The sequence below is a fragment of the Priestia sp. TSO9 genome (genome assembly GCF_021029645.1).
Taxonomy (GTDB): Bacteria; Bacillota; Bacilli; order Bacillales; family Bacillaceae_H; genus Priestia; species Priestia megaterium_E.
In genome coordinates, this window is the sequence record NZ_JAJEKD010000013.1 from 1,158,806 (window position 1) to 1,176,258 (window position 17,453).

The window sequence follows — 17,453 nt, forward strand, 5'->3', positions numbered from 1 at the left end:
CTTGCCTTCTAACCCTAGAGAATCAAGCCAAATTTTATGTGATTCTAAAAGTTGAATTAATTCCTCTTTTTTGCGATTATTAATTATAATTCCCCCCCTCTAAGGATACCAAATAATCTTGTCTGATATCCCCTCTTTTTGTATTGCCTCTTTCAATTGCTTGGTATGTTCTGGGGTCAAATTCCTATCATCAAGTATAACATTGTGACCACGTTCAAACTCTTTCTTTATTTTTTTCATAGCGTTATCAACTGTAAAAGCACCTTTTTTGGGTGAAGTATGACCATTAGGATAAGATTCAAAGCTCTTTACATCCCATTTTTTCTCTGTAACAGTATCAATAAACTCTGCACCTTTATCAGCTTTTTGATCTCTAATAATTCTTCCTAAATCACCGCGACTTTCTAATTCTAACCCAATCTCTCTTTCTTTTATTCCTTGACCTTCAATTCTTCCTCCATGTGATGGATCTCCTGCTAAATCATCCAATTCTTTCTGTGTTCTTCCTCCAGTATATTTTACCGTACCCTTAGCAACATCCGCCTTACCACCAGGATTTCCCACCTTCTTCACAGCTTTCGATTCGCCCTTGGAAACATCTTTAACCTTATGCTTGGTTACGGTCTTTTCTGCTTTGTTTACACGAAGTACGTATTCTGCTCCTTCGCTTCCGTATTTCACCACTTTCCCTGGCACTCTCGCAAAGCCGCCAAAAACAATTCCTGCTCCAGAAACAGAACGGTCAAAACTAGATAGTTCATTCCCCGTAATAGGATCGTATCCTACACTTGCTTCCCATCCACCTTTTACATTGGAAACCACAGGCACCATATCCGCTACAAAAGAAACAGCTGCTAGACCATCTTGTTGTTGCTTTTTGGCTTCCTCCTCATATACACTTCTTGCAATTTCAGGCTTTTTATAATTCTCATATAGATACGGATATTTCTTCAACTCTTTTTCTAATTTTGCTTTAGAATGAGACAGTGCCGCAAGATCCCGCTGAACCTTTGGACTGTTTTCCTTTTGAATATGTTTAAAAACTTCTTTAACATGGGGAGCTTTTTTTTCAAGCTGTTCGAGCTTCTTTTTTTGATCCAGTGGATGCATCATTTCCAGCTCTTTTAGCTGTTTTAGTCCAACTGTTTTAATAACTTGCTTTTCTTTTTGTTGAATAGTCAGCTTTTTAGAACTTGTAGCTTCTTTTTTAGTCCCAATACTCCTAATCTGCCCCTGACTCATCACCGACTGCATAAGCATTCCCTCAACGCCCGTAGCGTTTTGAAGAATCTGTTGAGACGTTAGCATGCCCACAGTTGAAGAATCGTTGAGCGCCTGCAAATATGGACTTTTTTCCAGTTCCACTGCTTGCTCTGCAGGTGACAGTTCCGCTAGTTTTTTCATGTTAGCAGGTGCTGTATCCTGCTGAATTTGCGTTAGCACTTCTCTTATGTAAGGCGAGTTTTTTTCAAGCCTGTGAATTTCTTTTAACTGTTCAGCAGGCGTCATTGCCTGAAGCTGAATCAGTTTTTCAAGACCTACTTCCTTTATCACTTTCTCTTGTTTTTCTTTTCTTGTCAAGGTTGTTGGAATGCCTTTTTCAAAAACCGAGACGCCTCCTGAATCGGTCATCGCTTTTTTCGCCAACGCGCTCAGCTCACTTACATTGCCCGGCTGAATGGAACCATTTTGAAACCCAGCTTTCACTTTAGAAAGCAGCGAGTTTAAAGACGTCAGCTGATCTTGAATGACTGAAAGGCTTTGCGTTTGCTGTTCGTCAAAACGGACTAAATCGTTCATCGTTTTGTCCGCTTTGTTTTTTGCTTGTTCTACTTCTGTTAGAAAACCTTGGTCGTTAAGCGCTGAAACAGAAGCAAGGTGACTGACTTTTTGAATCGCTGCATTCGCTTGATCGACAAGCGAAACGGTTGTATTTCTTGTTTGATTTAAATGCGCAGGAATAGTGTCTTGTAGAAACGGCTGCGTGATGTAGCCGTCTTCGCTCGGTTCAAATGAGCGCAGCGCATGTGTGATTTGAGTTAGTCGAGCTTCATAGGAAGTGAGTAATGAATGATACAGCGTTAAAAAAGAAGCATGTCCCGTTTCGTAAAAAGACCGAATCGCTTCTCCTCCTTTTCCTTTAAACGCATCATCTAAGCTTGAAAATGCCTGAACCTGTGAAATCAGGCCCTGAATTTGTTCTTTTTGACTTTTAATAGAGTCTAAGATAGCTTGAATATTCTCGTGAAAAGCATCGACATCAAGTGTTTTCAATAATCTGTAACCTCCTAGCTGTATCGATGTAGAAAAACAACAATCGGTTAACGAACAAGCGCCCGTCATTTTTCTAAACCTAAGCGGACGCTCCTCTTTATAAGGCTTGCATCATCCGCTAGGTAAAACCTTTTTATTTGAATGCCAAATCTATGCTGGTTGAAAGGTTGTTTTTGATAGCTTTATATAAAATATGAACATTATTTAGCGGCGTTTGCAGCTTTTTCATCTGCTTCTTTTATGGACTGCACGGATTTTTTGGTGGCGTTCAAATCATCGAGGAGCGTTTGCTTGTAGTCCACAATTAACGTTTGCAGCTGCTGGTTCAGCTGGTTTAATTCATCGAGCACCTCTAGTTCTTGTCCGCTTCCTACGTGAAACGGAAAAAGCGGCTGAAACTGCTGCGCAGCAGCGCTTAGGTCACTAAGCGTTCTATTAATTTCACCATCTATTACTTTAATTTCGTCTGCCATATTGCATCACACCTTATCTTTTGCTTCGTCTTCTTGCATTTTAATGGCGCGTTCCATCCCTTGTATATCTGATTGAAGCGCCGTAATTTTTGCATCAATTGTCGTGATGGCATCCGTCAGCTGACGGGTCAGCAAATCATCGTATTCGTCTAACATAGCGGTGCGGATGTCTTCAAACCCAACAGCAAGGCTGCCTGACCAAGTGGCGGAAGTGAGCTCTGGTTCTTTTACCTTTTCCTTTGCACGTTCAAGCTCGCCTTTGACTTCCGTTAACGTGTTTTTACTAGCCGTAAGCTGCTGGATATCTTCATGTGCCTGCTTCACTTGGGTATACAGATGAGCAACAAACATCTCATTCATATGATGACACTTCCTTTATATCTGTCTCTTGGATCTTCTAACAGTAATTCCCTTTTATAGCTTATCAAATAAAAAAAGAGAGCACATCGGCACGTTTTCTTATATTTTTTGGGAATAATGTAGGTTTTTAGTTCAATACCCACTCTTCAGGATAAAATAACCAAAACTATCTTACCATTGACAATTTATCAAGATTTTTGGACTACTTCGCTTGTTATTTCCATGCCACTAAAAGGCCTTTTTACACAATTTTTTTGTTAAAACGCATTCATTCTTTCTATTTCCAAATATTTAAACATGCGCTAGTATATACATAATATAAAGAGGAGGTTGAGTATGAGAGAAAAGCTCGTAAGACTCGGTTATTTACTGGGGTTGGCTCTTGTTTTGTCCGGCATTTTATATTTCTTTGCATCGAACTGGCAAGGCTTTGATCGCTACACTAAAATTGCGCTGAGCGTGGGGCTGATGCTGCTGTTTTACGGAAGTGCGTTTGTAGTGCGAAAGCTCCTTCCTCAGCAGGCGTTTTTAAGTCACTGGACGCTTTTGGCCGGCGCTCTTTCATTTGGATTAAGCATCGCGCTTCTTTCTCAAATTTACAACACGCACGCTGAATCGTACTGGCTGTTTTTAATTTGGCTTGTGCCGATCATTTTGTTTAGCTTTTTTACAAAGTATCGGCCGTTTTACGTGTTATCGTTTGTTTTATTTCAATTCACCATAGCTTTTTTTATTTCACCAACAGGTGCAGTTTCACAGCGAGGCGAACACGAGACGCTTTTACTTTACGCAGGAATGGCGTTTGTGAACTTACTCATCTTTTGGATCATAAAAAAGAAACAGCGCTCGTCTCCTGTGATCATGTATGCGGCGTTTTGTTTGTTTCACTACATTTTTTTAACTATCTCCCTGCCGGATTTCACAGGCAGCTCTAGCTTACGGATTGGTCTTATTATTTTTTATTTGCTGTTTTTACTAAGCTCCTTTTTTTATTTTTCAAAAGTGGAGCCGCAAAGGCCGTTTTTAGGGATTTCCATTGTGGCATTTGCTTTATTTGTTATTGAACAGTTTTTCTCTTTTATTTTTAAACACTACGCTGAATGGTCACTGTTCTTAGCTTTAGGATTCGTGATTGTATTTATTGGTGCAAGCGTATGGTTTGTCAAATGGCTCACTGCTAACACGTCAGCACAAAAAACCTCGCTCCGCGTAATCAAACGAATAGCGGTGATTGGGATTACGGCCATTGCATCGGTCATCGGCAGCAGCTCTTTAGGAGGACTTGTCACACTTATTACAGGAACGTACCCAACAAACGGAATGCTTGTGATTGGCGTTTTGCTGATTGTGGCATGTTATTTGATTAAAGCAGATATTCCAACCGTGAAATATACGCTTTTAATGATGGGCGTATTAATTAGCGGCGGCGCTTCTTTTTTTGTGAACGACATTCTGTTTTTTATCTACGTCATCGCACTTGTAGCGCTTTTAGTATTCACGAAGCATACGCCCGTTCGCCTGTTGCTTTTTGTGCTAGTGCAAGGGCTTCTGTTAATAAAGGTTCCGACTGCTTACTATGACACTATCAAAATAGATTATGTGCTGCTCGCTTTGTTTCTATTAAATGCCGCTGTGTACGCGATAAACGTACACCACGCGTTTAAAAAAGCAGCGCTGCTTCTTGCTTTTATCTTTTTACTGTCGATGACTGAATTAAGCGAACCGTCTTTTTTAAATATCATTTACTGTACGGTGTTTTTTGTAATTTCGACCGTCTTTTTATTTGTAACGGTACGAAAAGAGCCAAAATATGATTTTATTGTCGGCATGATCTTCTGGTTTGTTTTTTTAGCGATGAAATATTACGACTTTGTGTGGGATTTATTTAATAAATCACTTGTGCTCGTTATTTTAGGTCTTATCTTTCTTTTCCTAAGCAGGAAATGGGACCTGTCAACGCCTGATCAGCCGCAGCCGTCGTTTCTTGATCGCAGCCGAACCGCTGTATGGATCATCATTCTTGTTCAGCTTATTATGCTGGGCGGCATTTTCACTAAAAACGAAGTGCTTCTTCAAAACGGAAAAGAAATTAAGCTCGCTTTACAGCCGATCGATCCGCGCTCGCTGCTGCAAGGCGATTACGTTGAGCTGAATTACGACATTGCGCACGTTACCTTACCTCATGTAAAAGACGGTGAAAAAGTGAAGCTCGTTCTTCGCCCTGACAAACAAGGCGTGTATGAATACGCAAAAATCTACCAAGCGGATGATGACTGGAATAAGCCGTATACTTCTAAAGAAAAAGACGTTGTCATTACGGGCAGCTATCACGACTGGGGAATTCAGTACGGAATTGAACATTATTTTATTCCAGAAGGAACCGGCAGCAAAGTGGAAAGCGAAGCTCGTTTTGCTACTGTACGCGTTGGAAAAAATGGAGATGCGATCGTTACAAAAGTAGGAAAATAAAAAAGCAGCCGCTTCAACATTGAAGCGGCTGCTTTTTGTTTTAATTGATCAATACGCCGATGGTCATCGTTAAAATAAGAATCACAAAGAAAATAATGATTCCATAGCCAATCCATTTTATTCTTTTGGGCGTTCCTTTTACATTCATATCCGTTAATTTTCCTTCAATACGCTTTTGATGTTCAGTAACATCATTGTATTCATTGTTAGGTGAAGTGATATTACCCTTCCTTTCTATTTAATCGTTTTCTTTCTTCTAAAAGCTCTTCGTATCTTTTTTCAAGACGCTGCTTGTCTTTTCCTTCTGGCGTGATAGAAAGCTCGCTAATCACTTTTGTTAATTCTAGTTGAAGCGCAAGTTTCTCGGCTTCATTTTGCTGCTGTGACGCTTTTTTGCTTTTACCCGTGTCTTCAATCGCCGCGAGCTCCGCTTTGGACTGTTTTAACGTCAAAACATGCGTCGCAAGCTTTTTAACAAAATAGCGGTCGTGCGTCACAAATAAAATCGTCCCTGGATAAGCTTTTAACACTTCTTGAAGCGCTTCTTTTGTATGAAGATCAAGATAGTTGGTCGGTTCATCTAAAAGAAGAACGTTATAGTTTCCTAAAAAGACTTTTGCTAATGCCGTTTTGACTCGTTCTCCTCCGCTTAGCATCTCTACTTTTTTATACACGTCTTCACGTTTAAAAAGTAAGCGCGATAGTACCGTACGAATAAACTGTTCAGTGTACGGACTGTCTTCTTTAATGTTTTCTAAAATGCTTTTAGCGGGATCTAGATTTTCGAGGCGCTGATGGAAAAAGCCGAGTTTTACAGGCTTCGCAACCGTGATGCCTTCTGTTCGCTGCTCAATCATATTCAGCAGCGTAGATTTTCCGGCGCCGTTTTTGCCGACAATCGCTACTTTCGCTCCTGGCTTCACACCGCCTTTTAGGTTTTGAAACAAGATATGATTACCAGCTGATGCTGAGACTTTGTCAAAGCTTAGTACCTGCTTGCTGTGCACTTGGTGAAACTGCGATAGGTCAAAATGAATTTCTTCCATTTCTTTTGGCTTTTCTTTTTTCTCCAGCTTTTCAATTCTTGTTTCAATCGCTTTTGCGCTTCTGTCTAGCTTCGCTTTTTGTTTTCCGACCGCTCGCTTATGAAGTCTCGCTTCAGAGTTCCCCATACGGCTCGGCGCTTTTTTAAGCGACTTTGATTTTTGGCTTTTTTCTTCAGACGCCAGTTCAAGACGCTGCTTTTCTTTTACATACTGTTCATATTCAAACTGCTGTCTTTCAACCGCGTGTTTTTTTTGCGTCACATATTCTTGATAATTGCCTTCATAGCAGTGAATTTTGCCGCCTTCTACTTCCCAAATAGACGTACAAAGGCGGTTCAATAATTCTCGGTCATGTGAAATCAGCAGCAGACTGCCTGTAAAAGACTTCATTTCTTCTTCAAATTTTTCTACGCCTTTTACATCTAAGTGGCTCGTTGGCTCATCGGCTGCAAGCAGTTCCCCCCCGGATGAAAGAGCAGCTGCAATTTTTTTTCTTGTTTCTTCTCCTCCGCTAAGAAAGTCCGCTTCAGTTGGCACACTCCACTGACTTTTCATCTCAGGAGAAACAGCCGATGTAGCTTGAACATCAAGCTGCGGAATCAGTGAGGAACGGCCATATGTTTGCACAATCCCTTGGTCTGGACTCATTTTTTTCATTAAAATATGAAGCAACGTCGATTTGCCTTCTCCGTTTTTCCCCACAATTCCAATTCGCTCTCCGCGATGTACTTGAAGTTTCTCTGCTTGAAACAGCAGGCGATCTCCATAGCTTTTTTCAATATTTATAGCTTCTAACAATAACATAAAAAAACCTCCCTAGGATTTCTAGAGAGGATTAGAGGTCATAATTAGGCATACGCAAATATGCACCCTTTTATAGAGTAAAAAAAGGGAGAAATCACTTCATATAAGACATATAGAAATGGCACCTAAAAATGTACAGACTAATCCTATCTAGACAAATGTTCATTTAAAATAAAGTTTTAAAAGAATGTCTAAAAAAATAGGATTACTTATCCATTGTCTACGGTACCTTTCCTTTCTTAGTATAAAATGACTTGCTTCTTACAGTGTATGATGAAGTTTTTTAAATGTCAATATCGCTTTGGATGATATCCCCTTCTTTTCCTACGCACAAAAAAATCCTCAGCTGATCTCAGCCGAGGATTCTTTTCTTACACGTATTGATTCACTTTCCCTGTAAAATCAGGCAGCCACTCGCCGTGTGCTTCAATTAAATCATCGCACATACGAATGATGTCATCCATGGATAATTCCGCATTTGTATGAGGATCTAGCATCGCTGCTTGATAGATGTGCTCTCTTTTTCTAGTAACAGCTGCTTCAATTGTTAGCAATTGCGTATTAATATTCGTGCGATTTAACGCCGCAAGCTGCTCTGGTAAATCTCCTACATAAGTCGGCATAATACCGCTTCGGTCTACAACACATGGCACTTCTACACACGCTTTTGTCGGCAGGTTACTAATTAAGCCTCCGGTATTTAATACGTTACCGGCAAATTTAAACGGCACGTTTGTCTCCATTGCTTCAATGATTCTAGAGCCGTACTCATGTGAACGTGTATGAGTTAACTGACTGTTGTTAACCATTTCTTCTCTCATTGATTCCCAATTGCTAATTTGCTCTTCGCATCGGCGCGGATATTCATCAAGAGGGATGTTAAACTGATCAACAAGATTTGGATATTTATGTTTAATAAAGTATGGATGATACTCTGCGTTATGCTCAGACGATTCGGTAATATAATAACCGAACTTATCCATTAGCTCAAAACGCACCATATCGTGATGCTTTGTTCTTTGCTTTTCTTTTGCCAGACGCTTAATTTCTGGATATAAATCTTGTCCATCTCTTTTTACTTCTAGCAGCCATGCCATATGGTTAATGCCTGCAATTTTCTCTTGTATTCCTTCATGCTCCATTCCGAGAGAATCAAATAAATCTTTTGTACATACCTGAACACTGTGACAAAGGCCTACCGTCTTTACATTTGTATAGCGCAGCATTGCACCCGTTAGTGTTGCCATTGGATTCGTGTAATTTAAAAACAGCGCATCTGGACATACTTCTTCAATATCTTTTGCAAAATCAAACAGGACCGGAATCGTGCGCAGTGATCTGAAGATTCCTCCAATTCCTACTGTATCTCCAATTGTCTGACGCAAGCCGTATTTTTTAGGAATTTCAAAATCAATGACGGTGCTTGGTTTGTAACCGCCTACTTGAATGGCGTTAATCACATACTTTGCTCCTGTTAAAGCTTCTCTGCGGTTCAAATAGGCTTTAACCGTAATATTCACTTTATAGTTTTCTTTTAGATTGTTTAGCATATTTTCCGAATCTCTTAAACGCTCAGCATCTATATCGTATAGCGCAAATTCAAAGCCAGCTAAAGCAGGCACAAACATGCAGTCTCCTAAAATATTTTTTGCAAAAACTGTACTTCCCGCTCCGATAAATGTGATTTTAGACATTGTCATCTTCCTTCCTCGTATTGGTTTTATCCTTTTACAGATCCTGATGAAAGCCCTGCAATAAAGTATTTTTGTAGCACTAAAAATAAAATGGTCATTGGAAGCATCGCAATAATCGCAGCTGCTCCTACTAAGCTAAGATTATTTTGATTTTCGGCAAAAAAGCTTGCTAACGTAACGGTTAATGTATGCATTTCCTTATCTTGAAGGAAGAATATTGCAAACTGATAGTCGTTCCAAATGTAGACGCTCGCAATAATTAAAATAGACGCAGTGACAGGCTTTAGCAGCGGAAATACGATTTTAAAGAAAATCGTTAACGTGCCGGCCCCATCAATTCTTGCTGCTTCCTCGAGCTCTTTAGAAATAGTGGAGCGAATGAAGCCCGCATACAAAAAGATCGTTAGCGGCAAAAATGCTGCGACATTATTTAAAATAGCAATTTGGTACGTGTTCATCATCCCCATATTCACAACCATTTTGTACAGCGGAACTAACGCTGTTAAAGGCGGTATTACCATCACGGCGATAAAAATAAAATAGACGTACTTATTTAGTTTCGTTTGGCGGCGCGCTAGAGGATACGCAGCCATTGATCCTAGAAAAATAAGCAGAACCGCCGAAACGAACGTAATGATAAACGTATTCATAAAAGAACTGCCTAAATTCGCTTGCTCCCAAGCCGCTGTGAAATTTTCAAGGTGTATGCTTTTTGGAAATACCCATTTGGAACTAAAGTCCCCGGTTGCTTTTAAAGAAGTCGTAACAAGAATATAAAAAGGGACAATATGAACGAGCGTTATACAAAGAGCTAGAAAGGTAAAAAATCGCTTTTTCCGTTTATTTGTATAGTCCATCACGCTTCTGTCTCCTTTCGTTTAAAGTACACAAGTGCTGATAAGCTAATGACTAAGATAATGAGCGCCATGCACACACCTTGAGTTGCAGCATAGCCGGCGTCCTGTCTTCTAAAATATAAGTCATACATAAAAGTAGACATTGACTGCGATGCATCTCCAGGCCCTCCTCCTGTCAGCGCAACAATTACGTCAAACAGTTTTAAACCTCCGATAATATTTAAAACGACGTTAATTGTAATCGAAGGCATAAGCAATGGAAGCGTGATGTTTTTAAACTGCTGAAGAGCCGATGCTCCGTCAAGCTGCGCTGCCTCGTAATAATCTTTTGAAATACTTTGCAGCCCCGCTAAATAAATAATCATCGCAATTCCAACGAATTGATACGTATTGACGAACACGATAATCCAAGAGTTAAGCTCTGGAGTTCCCAAAGCATTAATCTTCTCAAAACCTAAAAATACAAGAAGGTCATTTAAAGCGCCTCCTTGGTAGGCAAAAAAGAAGTACCAGATATACCCCATAATAATTGGGCTGATAATAACCGGAAGGTAGACAATTGTTCTTGTTACAGCTTTCATTTTAATGCTTTGATTCAGAAGCAAAGCGTATAACAAGCCAATAATATTTTGAAAAATAGTACTGCCTATTCCGTAGAGCAGCGTATTTTTTATCACAAGCCAAGTCGTTGGATCTGCAAGCAAACGTTTATACTGCTGGAGCCCAATCCAATCGTACGTTTGTGAAAATCCATTCCAATTAGTAAAGGAAAGTCTAATTCCGTTAATAAAAGGATAGATAATAAAAACGGTGATAATTACTAAGCCGGGAAGGTACATCCACCATAAAGAAGACTCTGTTTTTAATTTTTTCTTTCGTTTTTCCGTATCTCTTACTACAGAAACCGGCTCTTTCCTGACTAATTCATTCATCGTGTTCACTCCTATTTCAGCTTGTGTTGAAAAGAAGCAGAAGCCTATCTCCCTGCTTCTCGGCGAACAAGGAACTTTTGCACACTATTTTATTGTTTACTGAGACGCTTGTACTCTTTTTCCATCTCTTTTGATAATTGCTTTGGCGTTAAACTTCCCGCTAGCAATTCTTGACCTGTAGAAGACATCACTGCCCACATACCGCTCGGTAAATACTTTCGGTCGAAGTATGGCTCAACTTTAATATCGCTATACTTATCGTAGTATTCAGAGTAGTAGTTTTGTGTTTTATTGTTTGTCAGAGCCGATGCTGAAGACGTTCCTTCGGCAATCTTTTTGGCAACTTTCGGCTGTGACACAAATTCAATAAATTTTTTCGCTTCTTTAAGGTGCTTAGAATCTTTCCACGCAGCAAGGGTAAAGCGCTCTCCGCCAATCCAGCTTTGCGTACCGCCTTTATGAATAGCAGGCACCGGTACCGTTCCTACTTTTACTTCAGGATTTAATTCTGTTGCATCCGGTCCAAGAGATCCGCCCACAAATGTAAAAGCAATTTTATTTTGAGCCATTAATTCCGTTGCTTGAGATACTTTTGCGGTTAATACGTCTTCATTCAGCAGCCCTTTCTTCTTCATTTCTGCCATTGTTTCCGCTAGCGGCGTGTAGTTTGACCAATTAAATGTTCCTTTTTCCAACTGCTTAGCGTAGTTCTTATTTTTTGCTGTAATAAGCTGAGGTGTAGCCAGCTGATCAAACACTTGAGCAATATTGCCATTTTCCCCTCCTGGGATCCATAGAGGCGCTACTTCTCCTTTGCTCTTCTTTTTTACTGTTTCTAATGCTGTTATAAATTCATCCATTGTGTTAGGAGGCTTTATTCCGTATTTTTCTAACAGCGTCGCATTATAGCTAATTCCGTCTTTTGCTTGATTTAAAGGATACGCATACACTTTGCCGCTTTTATCTTTTAAAATTTGATTTAGCGCCGGATCCAAATGCTGAACCCAATCCATATCTTTTAAATCCGCTACATACTCCCCGTAGCGAAGCTGAGACCAACCGTGCGTATCAAATAAATCCGGCATATCATTTGCACCCATTTTCACACGAAGCATATCTTCATAGCCGTTACCCGGAAAATTCGCATCAATTTTAATATCTGGATTTTGTTTTTCAAATTCTGCAATCGCATTTTGAAGCGCTTTTCTCTCCCCTTTATTACTCATCGTAGAAAAAAGCGTTAGCGTTGTTTTCCCATTTCCGCCTGTTGCCGCTTCTTTATTTCCGCAGCCCGCTGCCACAACAGAAAAGACTAGTAATAGAACGAAAAGATACGTAAGCTTTTTCATTTATCTTTTTTCCTCCTTATACTCTATCAAGACATAAATAACTGAATATTCAGTTATTTACACATAGACAAATTCATTGCACAACGAAATAAAGTCACTTATAATTTAATCCTATACTTTTACAAAGGTTCAAAGAGTCCTAGAGATGAAAAAGCTTTTTCATTTACATACTTATCTGCCAATAAGTATGTAGTTTCTAGGGCTTTTTAACCTGCTTTTTCTATGGTTTTTTCTATTTTCCTTCCCCCTTATCACTCTTTATGTATGAATTCTTCTTTTCTATCACCCCCTTTCAAGTTATAACTTTTAGGCTACTGTTTTTTGAGTAAGGCTCCGCAGCTTTCACGATAAATTAATTTAGTCGGCACCATGACTTTTAAAGGAACGGATCTGCCGCTTAACCGATCTACTAGCATTTTAACAGCCTGCCTTCCCATCTCTTCAGTATATACTTTAACTGTGGTGAGCGGCGTGCTCGCAAATGCTGCGATATCCACATCATCAAAGCTTACAATCGCTACGTCTTCAGGAACCTTTATATTTGATTGCTGCAGGGCACGCATTGCTCCTATCGCCATTGCATCACTTGCGATAAAAAATGCCTCAGGAAGATTTCCTTGCTTAATCGCTTGTCCCATCAGCTCATAGCCTTCAGTCATTGAGTACTCTCCTATATAAACTTTCTCAGAATCGAGCAGGCCTTTTTCATGCATAACGCGTTCAAAAACCGTTTGACGCTGATCTTCAATAATAGAACTTCCATTGATATAATGTTCTCTTTCTGTCCCTCCGATATAGCCAATTCTTTTATAACCGAGGTCAAATAAATGATTTAATGCGTGTTTAGTAGCTTTCTCAAAATCAATCATGACCGAATCGTACAAATCCTCATCCGCTTTGTGATTAATAAAAACAATAGTATCTAAATGATTGCTCACTTCTTGAACCGTTTCTGGACTAACTCTTCCCACTACAATCACTCCATCAAGATCCTGCAGCAGCTCTTCTTGCTTCATGCCTTTTAGCCTAAATGACTTTACTGTAAAAATTTCCTTTTCTGCGCATTCACTTTCTATTCCATGGCGAATAGAAGAGAAAAAAGGATCTACTAACTCTTCTTCAAGGGATTGAGCGAAAATAATACCTATTCGAGGAGCTTCTATATCCTTTCCGTTTGCCGTTCCTTTTCGTATCTTCACGGGCGTATATTGCAGCTCTTTGGCTGCATGCAGAATGCGTTCACGAGTAACCTCAGATACAGAAAGCGTATGATCATTATTTAGTACTCTTGATACAGTTGAACTGGAAACCTTAGCGTACGCCGCTATATCTTTTAAAGTTGCCATCTTTTTACCTCTCTATTATAATCTTCTATTTTTACTAAATATTTATCTCTTATATTGGAAGAATAGCACATTAATAAAACGCTTTCAATAAATATTTTTAAAATTTCAGTAAATTTATCAAAAAATTCTCCAAAATTCTTCATTTCTTTTGTTAGTTTCGCCGTTTAAATGACAAAAACGCCGCTATTACTACTTTATTTTTATCACACCGAACTAATACTTAAGTAAACTTTTAGTAAACATTAATTTTCGTAAGAATTTGTTCATATTTGATATAAAACGGTTTGTTGGGGAAAATAAAAGAAGAAATAGTGATAAAGAAAGAGAGAGCCTATGATTAGCCAACATTCTTATTTTCAACAATGTCTGCATGCCATTCAACAATTGCATAATATGAATTTTACGAAAGAACAGCTGTTGCAAAAAGACTTTTTAATCGGTCAAGAAAAGGAACTAAGCATGTACTACTCACCCCATAACGATTACATAAATCCAGAAGCTCATATTATTATTGCCGGCATCACACCAGGCTGGTTTCAAATGAAAACTGCTTTTAAACAATGCGTTTCCAGCCTGTCCCATCATCATCCGCTTGAACAAGTACTGTACGAAACAAAAAAAGCAGCTAGCTTTAGCGGAACGATGAGAGTCAATTTAATAGACATGTTAGATCAATGCGGAATTGCAAAAGTCATGGGCATTAACGGTGCCGCTGAGCTATTTGCTTCACAGAGAGATTTGCTGCATACAACGTCTGTACTGAAATATCCTGTGTTTTATAAAGGAAAAAACTACACGGGGCATCAGCCGCCAATCGAACGATCAGCGCTTCTTTCTCGCTATGCCTTTGAAGTGTTTCCACATGAATTGAGCGAAATAAAGAATTCATGCTTAATCGTTCCACTAGGAAAAGCGGTTGAGAATGTTTTAAGAAAGCTTTCAAGTGAACCTTCGTTTTCTCGGCATACGTATTTATTTGGCTTTCCACATCCATCCGGAGCTAACGGACATCGAAAACGGATATTTGAAGAACACCTAGGTGAATTTACGGAAATTGTGGAGGGGTGGGCTGTAAACAGAAGGAGTTGAAAACGACCTTTAGCTCTTTCTGTTTACAACATCTCCTTCTTTTTCTTCTAGTTCTCGTTCATTTTGCTCTTCATGAAACTCTTCTTCTGTTTGTGCAGCAAGATAGTCAAACGGCGTATAGTAATTACGAGGAAGCTTTCGCTGCCAAACTGTTTTAACAATAATAATCAGCAGCGGAATACTCACCGTTAAAATAGCGACTAAAACTAGTAGCGAAAAAATCATAAATTATTTCCTCCTGCTTTATAAACCGTTCCTCCTGGAACAACAAAACGGATACCCTACACCCATTCACTTATATTCAATCTACATTTACCGCCATCAGTATACGAGATTCATCAGTGGCAAAACCGTTCTTTTCAAAGAAACGTTCTGGTTTGCCTTGGCCTCTTTCTGTAGACACGTAGACTTCTTTCACTTCTTTTTGTATAAGTAGCTCTTTAAGGAAAGATAAAAGGCTCGTTCCTATGCCAGTTTGCTGAGTGCTGCTTAACACACAAATTTCATTTACATAAAACGTCTTATAGTTCGCCCACTGTTCTTCATTTCCTACTATAAATCCTATGAGTTTATTATTTTCACTGTGGAAGTAACCTATTCCTACGTACCCTGGAGTTTTACTGATATTATATAAACGAGCATAAGCGGTGTCCATGCTCCAAGGCTCATTCCACGATGAGGCACTAAAAACATTTGTATAGATGATTGCTGCTTCTTTAAGATCTTCATCAGTCAATAGACGAACTTCGGTTTTCATCGTGTTTCTCCTTTTCACATCAGTTCTCTTGAAACTCATTAATTACATTCAACAGCTCTTTTAAATCCTCTACTACATATGAATCTGTAAAATTCCCGTCAAAGAAAGCGTCTTTTTTCCATACAGCATGCATGCCCGCCCCTCTTGCACCAAGTACATCATTTTCTGGATGATCCCCGATATATACACTTTCTTCAGCCGACACATCAAGCGCTTTTAATGCTCGCAAAAAGATATCTTTATGCGGCTTTTTAATGCCTTCTTGTTCGGAAACAAGTATGGTATCAAAATAGTGATCAATTCCAAGCGCTCTAATATTCATCCACTGAAAGTCCGTAAAACCATTTGTGATCATGCCTAGCAACAGCCCTTTTTTCTTTAGCTCTTTTAGTACATGCTCCATATGTAAAAACGGAACGCAGTGCGCTGGAAAATAGTAAAGATAATCATCTAGCATTCCTTCCCACGTTAGATTTGAAAGATCATATTCGTTAAAAAGCTGCTGATATACTTTGTCTTTCCATACATAGCCTTTTTGATCCAACTCGATAAATCTAGATATATATTCTTGCTTCGGTATATGTGCTAGCTCTTTACTATAACGCTCGTATTGATCTTGAATAAAATGTTTTAACGAACTGTCTCGGTCTAATAATGTCCCATCTAAATCAAAAATAACGGCTTTAATCATGATTTGCCTCCTCTATATATAAATCATTCCAGCGATTGGTTAATTATAACATTTATAGCTATACAGCTAACTAGATTCGATTCTTTCCTATAAAAAAGGAGACCCATGGTTCGGACTCCTTTTTCTTAAAGCCTTTATTTCTTTGTACTTGAATTAATAGATGTATCTATAAAATCATTCACATCTTTGCTCATTTCTCTGTACTTCGTCCAGTGTAAATAGTGATGACCTTGTAAAACAACTAGTTTTTGCGACGATACGTGACTTAATTGATCTTGATAAAACGTGATATTAGATTTTTCTTCTTTTGGTTCTTTATCTATTTTTCTAGTAAAAATCATTACAGGCATCTTTGAAGGAAACGACATATCGAGAGTTTTATTTATATTGTTGTTCAGTTCTTTTGCTTCATCAATGACGTTTTTGTTGTAGCCTTTCCAGCTGGAGATTGCTTTTGTCATTTTTAAATTTTTTGTTGTATATGTTCCTTCTTCGGCTAGCGGTAGATACTGATTAGGACTAGTAAGCAGGGCTAAGCGAGCAAGTCCACTTGGCGCTAAAACACTCATCAAACTTGGTATATTCGGCGCTTCTTCTTTAAAATAATCCAGCGCTTTTGGCAGCGTAGGGTCTATTCCAATAATTGCTTCTACTTCATCTGGATATTTATTAGCGTAATACATGCTGTACACGCCAGAAACTGAGTGCGGCATTAATATATACGGGCCTTTTATATCCGATTTTTGCAAAGCTTCTCTCATTTCACTTACACTATTTTCTACGGTACGTTTTTTATTCGTAATGTCACTCCATCCGTATCCAAATGGTTCTACTACCACAACTTTGTTATCCTTCGACAGTTCATTTACTAAAGGTTCAAAATCCAGTGCAGGCGCAGTCGTTCCCAAGCCGCTTAGTAGTACAATTGTATTTTCCCCTTTACCTTTTGTATATACATGAATATCTCTGCCATTAACCTCTACTAATTGACCAATAGGCGGATACTTTTTCTTTTCTACTGCCGTTATAACTTGATTCGTTACAACCAAAATGATGCATATCCCCAATATAGCTACTATCACGTTTCTTAAAATTCTCAAGAACCTAAACTTTTTTTCCACCTTAACCTCTCCTTTCCATAAGTAGCAGTTAGTAAGCCGACGAGAATGCTAGCGAATCTTTGGGACTGCTTACTTACTATGACGCTTCAGAAAACGTTTAGTTCTATTTCCTATATAAAATTTAAAAGAATGATAGCAGCTTACTTTAGCACTAAACGAAAAAAAGGCCTCTTCTGATGAAAGAGACCTTT

At 38.9% G+C, this 17,453-nt stretch carries 15 protein-coding genes; 2 read left to right on the plus strand and 13 right to left on the minus strand.

Features of this window, described 5'->3' with window-relative positions:
• Window positions 1-99: 99 nt before the first annotated feature.
• From LJC66_RS14125 to LJC66_RS14135, 3 genes are all read right to left on the minus strand, one after another.
• A complete protein-coding gene (locus LJC66_RS14125; RefSeq protein WP_230932796.1) occupies window positions 100-2,274 on the minus strand; it encodes a T7SS effector LXG polymorphic toxin in 2,175 nt (724 codons plus the stop codon).
• 200 nt (window positions 2,275-2,474) lie between these two features.
• Window positions 2,475-2,747, minus strand: coding sequence for a DUF5344 family protein (locus LJC66_RS14130; protein ID WP_028412986.1), 273 nt, complete (start codon window positions 2,745-2,747; stop codon window positions 2,475-2,477).
• A gap of 6 nt (window positions 2,748-2,753) precedes the next feature.
• Window positions 2,754-3,107 (minus strand): YwqH-like family protein, encoded by a 354-nt coding sequence (locus LJC66_RS14135; RefSeq protein ID WP_014459697.1) that lies wholly within the window; start codon window positions 3,105-3,107, stop codon window positions 2,754-2,756.
• A 336-nt stretch (window positions 3,108-3,443) separates the two neighbouring features.
• Between LJC66_RS14135 and LJC66_RS14140 the strand changes: the two genes are divergently transcribed.
• Window positions 3,444-5,576: a GDYXXLXY domain-containing protein gene (locus LJC66_RS14140; RefSeq protein WP_230932797.1), complete on the plus strand. Its 2,133-nt coding sequence runs from the start codon at window positions 3,444-3,446 to the stop codon at window positions 5,574-5,576.
• Window positions 5,577-5,797: 221 nt separating this feature from the next.
• Here the strand turns inward: LJC66_RS14140 and abc-f are convergent, their stop codons facing one another.
• The 6 genes from abc-f to LJC66_RS14170 form a co-directional block, all read right to left on the minus strand.
• On the minus strand, window positions 5,798-7,426 hold the full coding sequence (gene abc-f / locus LJC66_RS14145; RefSeq protein WP_230932798.1) for a ribosomal protection-like ABC-F family protein: 1,629 nt from the start codon (window positions 7,424-7,426) through the stop codon (window positions 5,798-5,800).
• A gap of 371 nt (window positions 7,427-7,797) precedes the next feature.
• Window positions 7,798-9,120, minus strand: coding sequence for an alpha-glucosidase/alpha-galactosidase (melA, locus tag LJC66_RS14150; RefSeq protein ID WP_153253037.1), 1,323 nt, complete (start codon window positions 9,118-9,120; stop codon window positions 7,798-7,800).
• A gap of 26 nt (window positions 9,121-9,146) precedes the next feature.
• On the minus strand, window positions 9,147-9,977 hold the full coding sequence (locus LJC66_RS14155; RefSeq protein ID WP_034651257.1) for a carbohydrate ABC transporter permease: 831 nt from the start codon (window positions 9,975-9,977) through the stop codon (window positions 9,147-9,149).
• Window positions 9,977-10,909: a carbohydrate ABC transporter permease gene (locus tag LJC66_RS14160; RefSeq protein WP_016766148.1), complete on the minus strand. Its 933-nt coding sequence runs from the start codon at window positions 10,907-10,909 to the stop codon at window positions 9,977-9,979. Before LJC66_RS14160 ends, LJC66_RS14155 begins: the two co-directional genes overlap by 1 nt.
• An 89-nt stretch (window positions 10,910-10,998) precedes the next feature.
• Entirely contained in the window at window positions 10,999-12,258 is a 1,260-nt protein-coding gene (locus LJC66_RS14165; RefSeq protein ID WP_230932799.1) for an ABC transporter substrate-binding protein, read from the minus strand.
• A 311-nt stretch (window positions 12,259-12,569) separates the two neighbouring features.
• Window positions 12,570-13,604 carry a LacI family DNA-binding transcriptional regulator gene (locus tag LJC66_RS14170; protein WP_050690610.1) on the minus strand — a complete coding sequence of 345 codons (1,035 nt, stop codon included), beginning with the start codon at window positions 13,602-13,604 and terminating at the stop codon, window positions 12,570-12,572.
• Between the two features lie 333 nt (window positions 13,605-13,937).
• Between LJC66_RS14170 and LJC66_RS14175 the strand changes: the two genes are divergently transcribed.
• The gene (locus LJC66_RS14175; protein ID WP_230932800.1) at window positions 13,938-14,693 is read left to right on the plus strand and encodes a hypothetical protein; all 756 of its coding nucleotides are present in this window, start codon (window positions 13,938-13,940) and stop codon (window positions 14,691-14,693) included.
• A gap of 9 nt (window positions 14,694-14,702) precedes the next feature.
• On the opposite strand, the gene LJC66_RS14180 is transcribed toward LJC66_RS14175, so the two are convergent.
• From LJC66_RS14180 to LJC66_RS14195, 4 genes are all read right to left on the minus strand, one after another.
• Window positions 14,703-14,918, minus strand: a complete 216-nt coding sequence (locus tag LJC66_RS14180) for a DUF3951 domain-containing protein (RefSeq protein WP_028408169.1) — start codon at window positions 14,916-14,918, stop codon at window positions 14,703-14,705.
• A gap of 76 nt (window positions 14,919-14,994) precedes the next feature.
• Window positions 14,995-15,450 (minus strand): GNAT family N-acetyltransferase, encoded by a 456-nt coding sequence (locus LJC66_RS14185; protein WP_230932801.1) that lies wholly within the window; start codon window positions 15,448-15,450, stop codon window positions 14,995-14,997.
• A 19-nt stretch (window positions 15,451-15,469) separates the two neighbouring features.
• The gene (locus tag LJC66_RS14190) at window positions 15,470-16,141 is read right to left on the minus strand and encodes an HAD family hydrolase (RefSeq protein ID WP_230932802.1); all 672 of its coding nucleotides are present in this window, start codon (window positions 16,139-16,141) and stop codon (window positions 15,470-15,472) included.
• A 134-nt stretch (window positions 16,142-16,275) separates the two neighbouring features.
• Window positions 16,276-17,169, minus strand: a complete 894-nt coding sequence (locus tag LJC66_RS14195; RefSeq protein ID WP_050690663.1) for an alpha/beta fold hydrolase — start codon at window positions 17,167-17,169, stop codon at window positions 16,276-16,278.
• Window positions 17,170-17,453 lie beyond the last annotated feature (284 nt).

Excerpts from the sequence above, each read along its gene's own strand:
- LJC66_RS14130 (WP_028412986.1), bottom strand. The coding sequence starts at position 2,747 with ATGGCAGACGAAATTAAAGTAATAGATGGTGAAATTAATAGAACGCTT.
- LJC66_RS14135 (WP_014459697.1), bottom strand. The coding sequence starts at position 3,107 with ATGAATGAGATGTTTGTTGCTCATCTGTATACCCAAGTGAAGCAGGCA.
- LJC66_RS14140 (WP_230932797.1), top strand. The coding sequence starts at position 3,444 with ATGAGAGAAAAGCTCGTAAGACTCGGTTATTTACTGGGGTTGGCTCTT.
- abc-f (WP_230932798.1), bottom strand. The coding sequence starts at position 7,426 with ATGTTATTGTTAGAAGCTATAAATATTGAAAAAAGCTATGGAGATCGC.
- melA (WP_153253037.1), bottom strand. The coding sequence starts at position 9,120 with ATGTCTAAAATCACATTTATCGGAGCGGGAAGTACAGTTTTTGCAAAA.
- LJC66_RS14155 (WP_034651257.1), bottom strand. The coding sequence starts at position 9,977 with ATGGACTATACAAATAAACGGAAAAAGCGATTTTTTACCTTTCTAGCT.
- LJC66_RS14160 (WP_016766148.1), bottom strand. The coding sequence starts at position 10,909 with ATGAATGAATTAGTCAGGAAAGAGCCGGTTTCTGTAGTAAGAGATACG.
- LJC66_RS14165 (WP_230932799.1), bottom strand. The coding sequence starts at position 12,258 with ATGAAAAAGCTTACGTATCTTTTCGTTCTATTACTAGTCTTTTCTGTT.
- LJC66_RS14170 (WP_050690610.1), bottom strand. The coding sequence starts at position 13,604 with ATGGCAACTTTAAAAGATATAGCGGCGTACGCTAAGGTTTCCAGTTCA.
- LJC66_RS14175 (WP_230932800.1), top strand. The coding sequence starts at position 13,938 with ATGATTAGCCAACATTCTTATTTTCAACAATGTCTGCATGCCATTCAA.
- LJC66_RS14180 (WP_028408169.1), bottom strand. The coding sequence starts at position 14,918 with ATGATTTTTTCGCTACTAGTTTTAGTCGCTATTTTAACGGTGAGTATT.
- LJC66_RS14185 (WP_230932801.1), bottom strand. The coding sequence starts at position 15,450 with ATGAAAACCGAAGTTCGTCTATTGACTGATGAAGATCTTAAAGAAGCA.
- LJC66_RS14190 (WP_230932802.1), bottom strand. The coding sequence starts at position 16,141 with ATGATTAAAGCCGTTATTTTTGATTTAGATGGGACATTATTAGACCGA.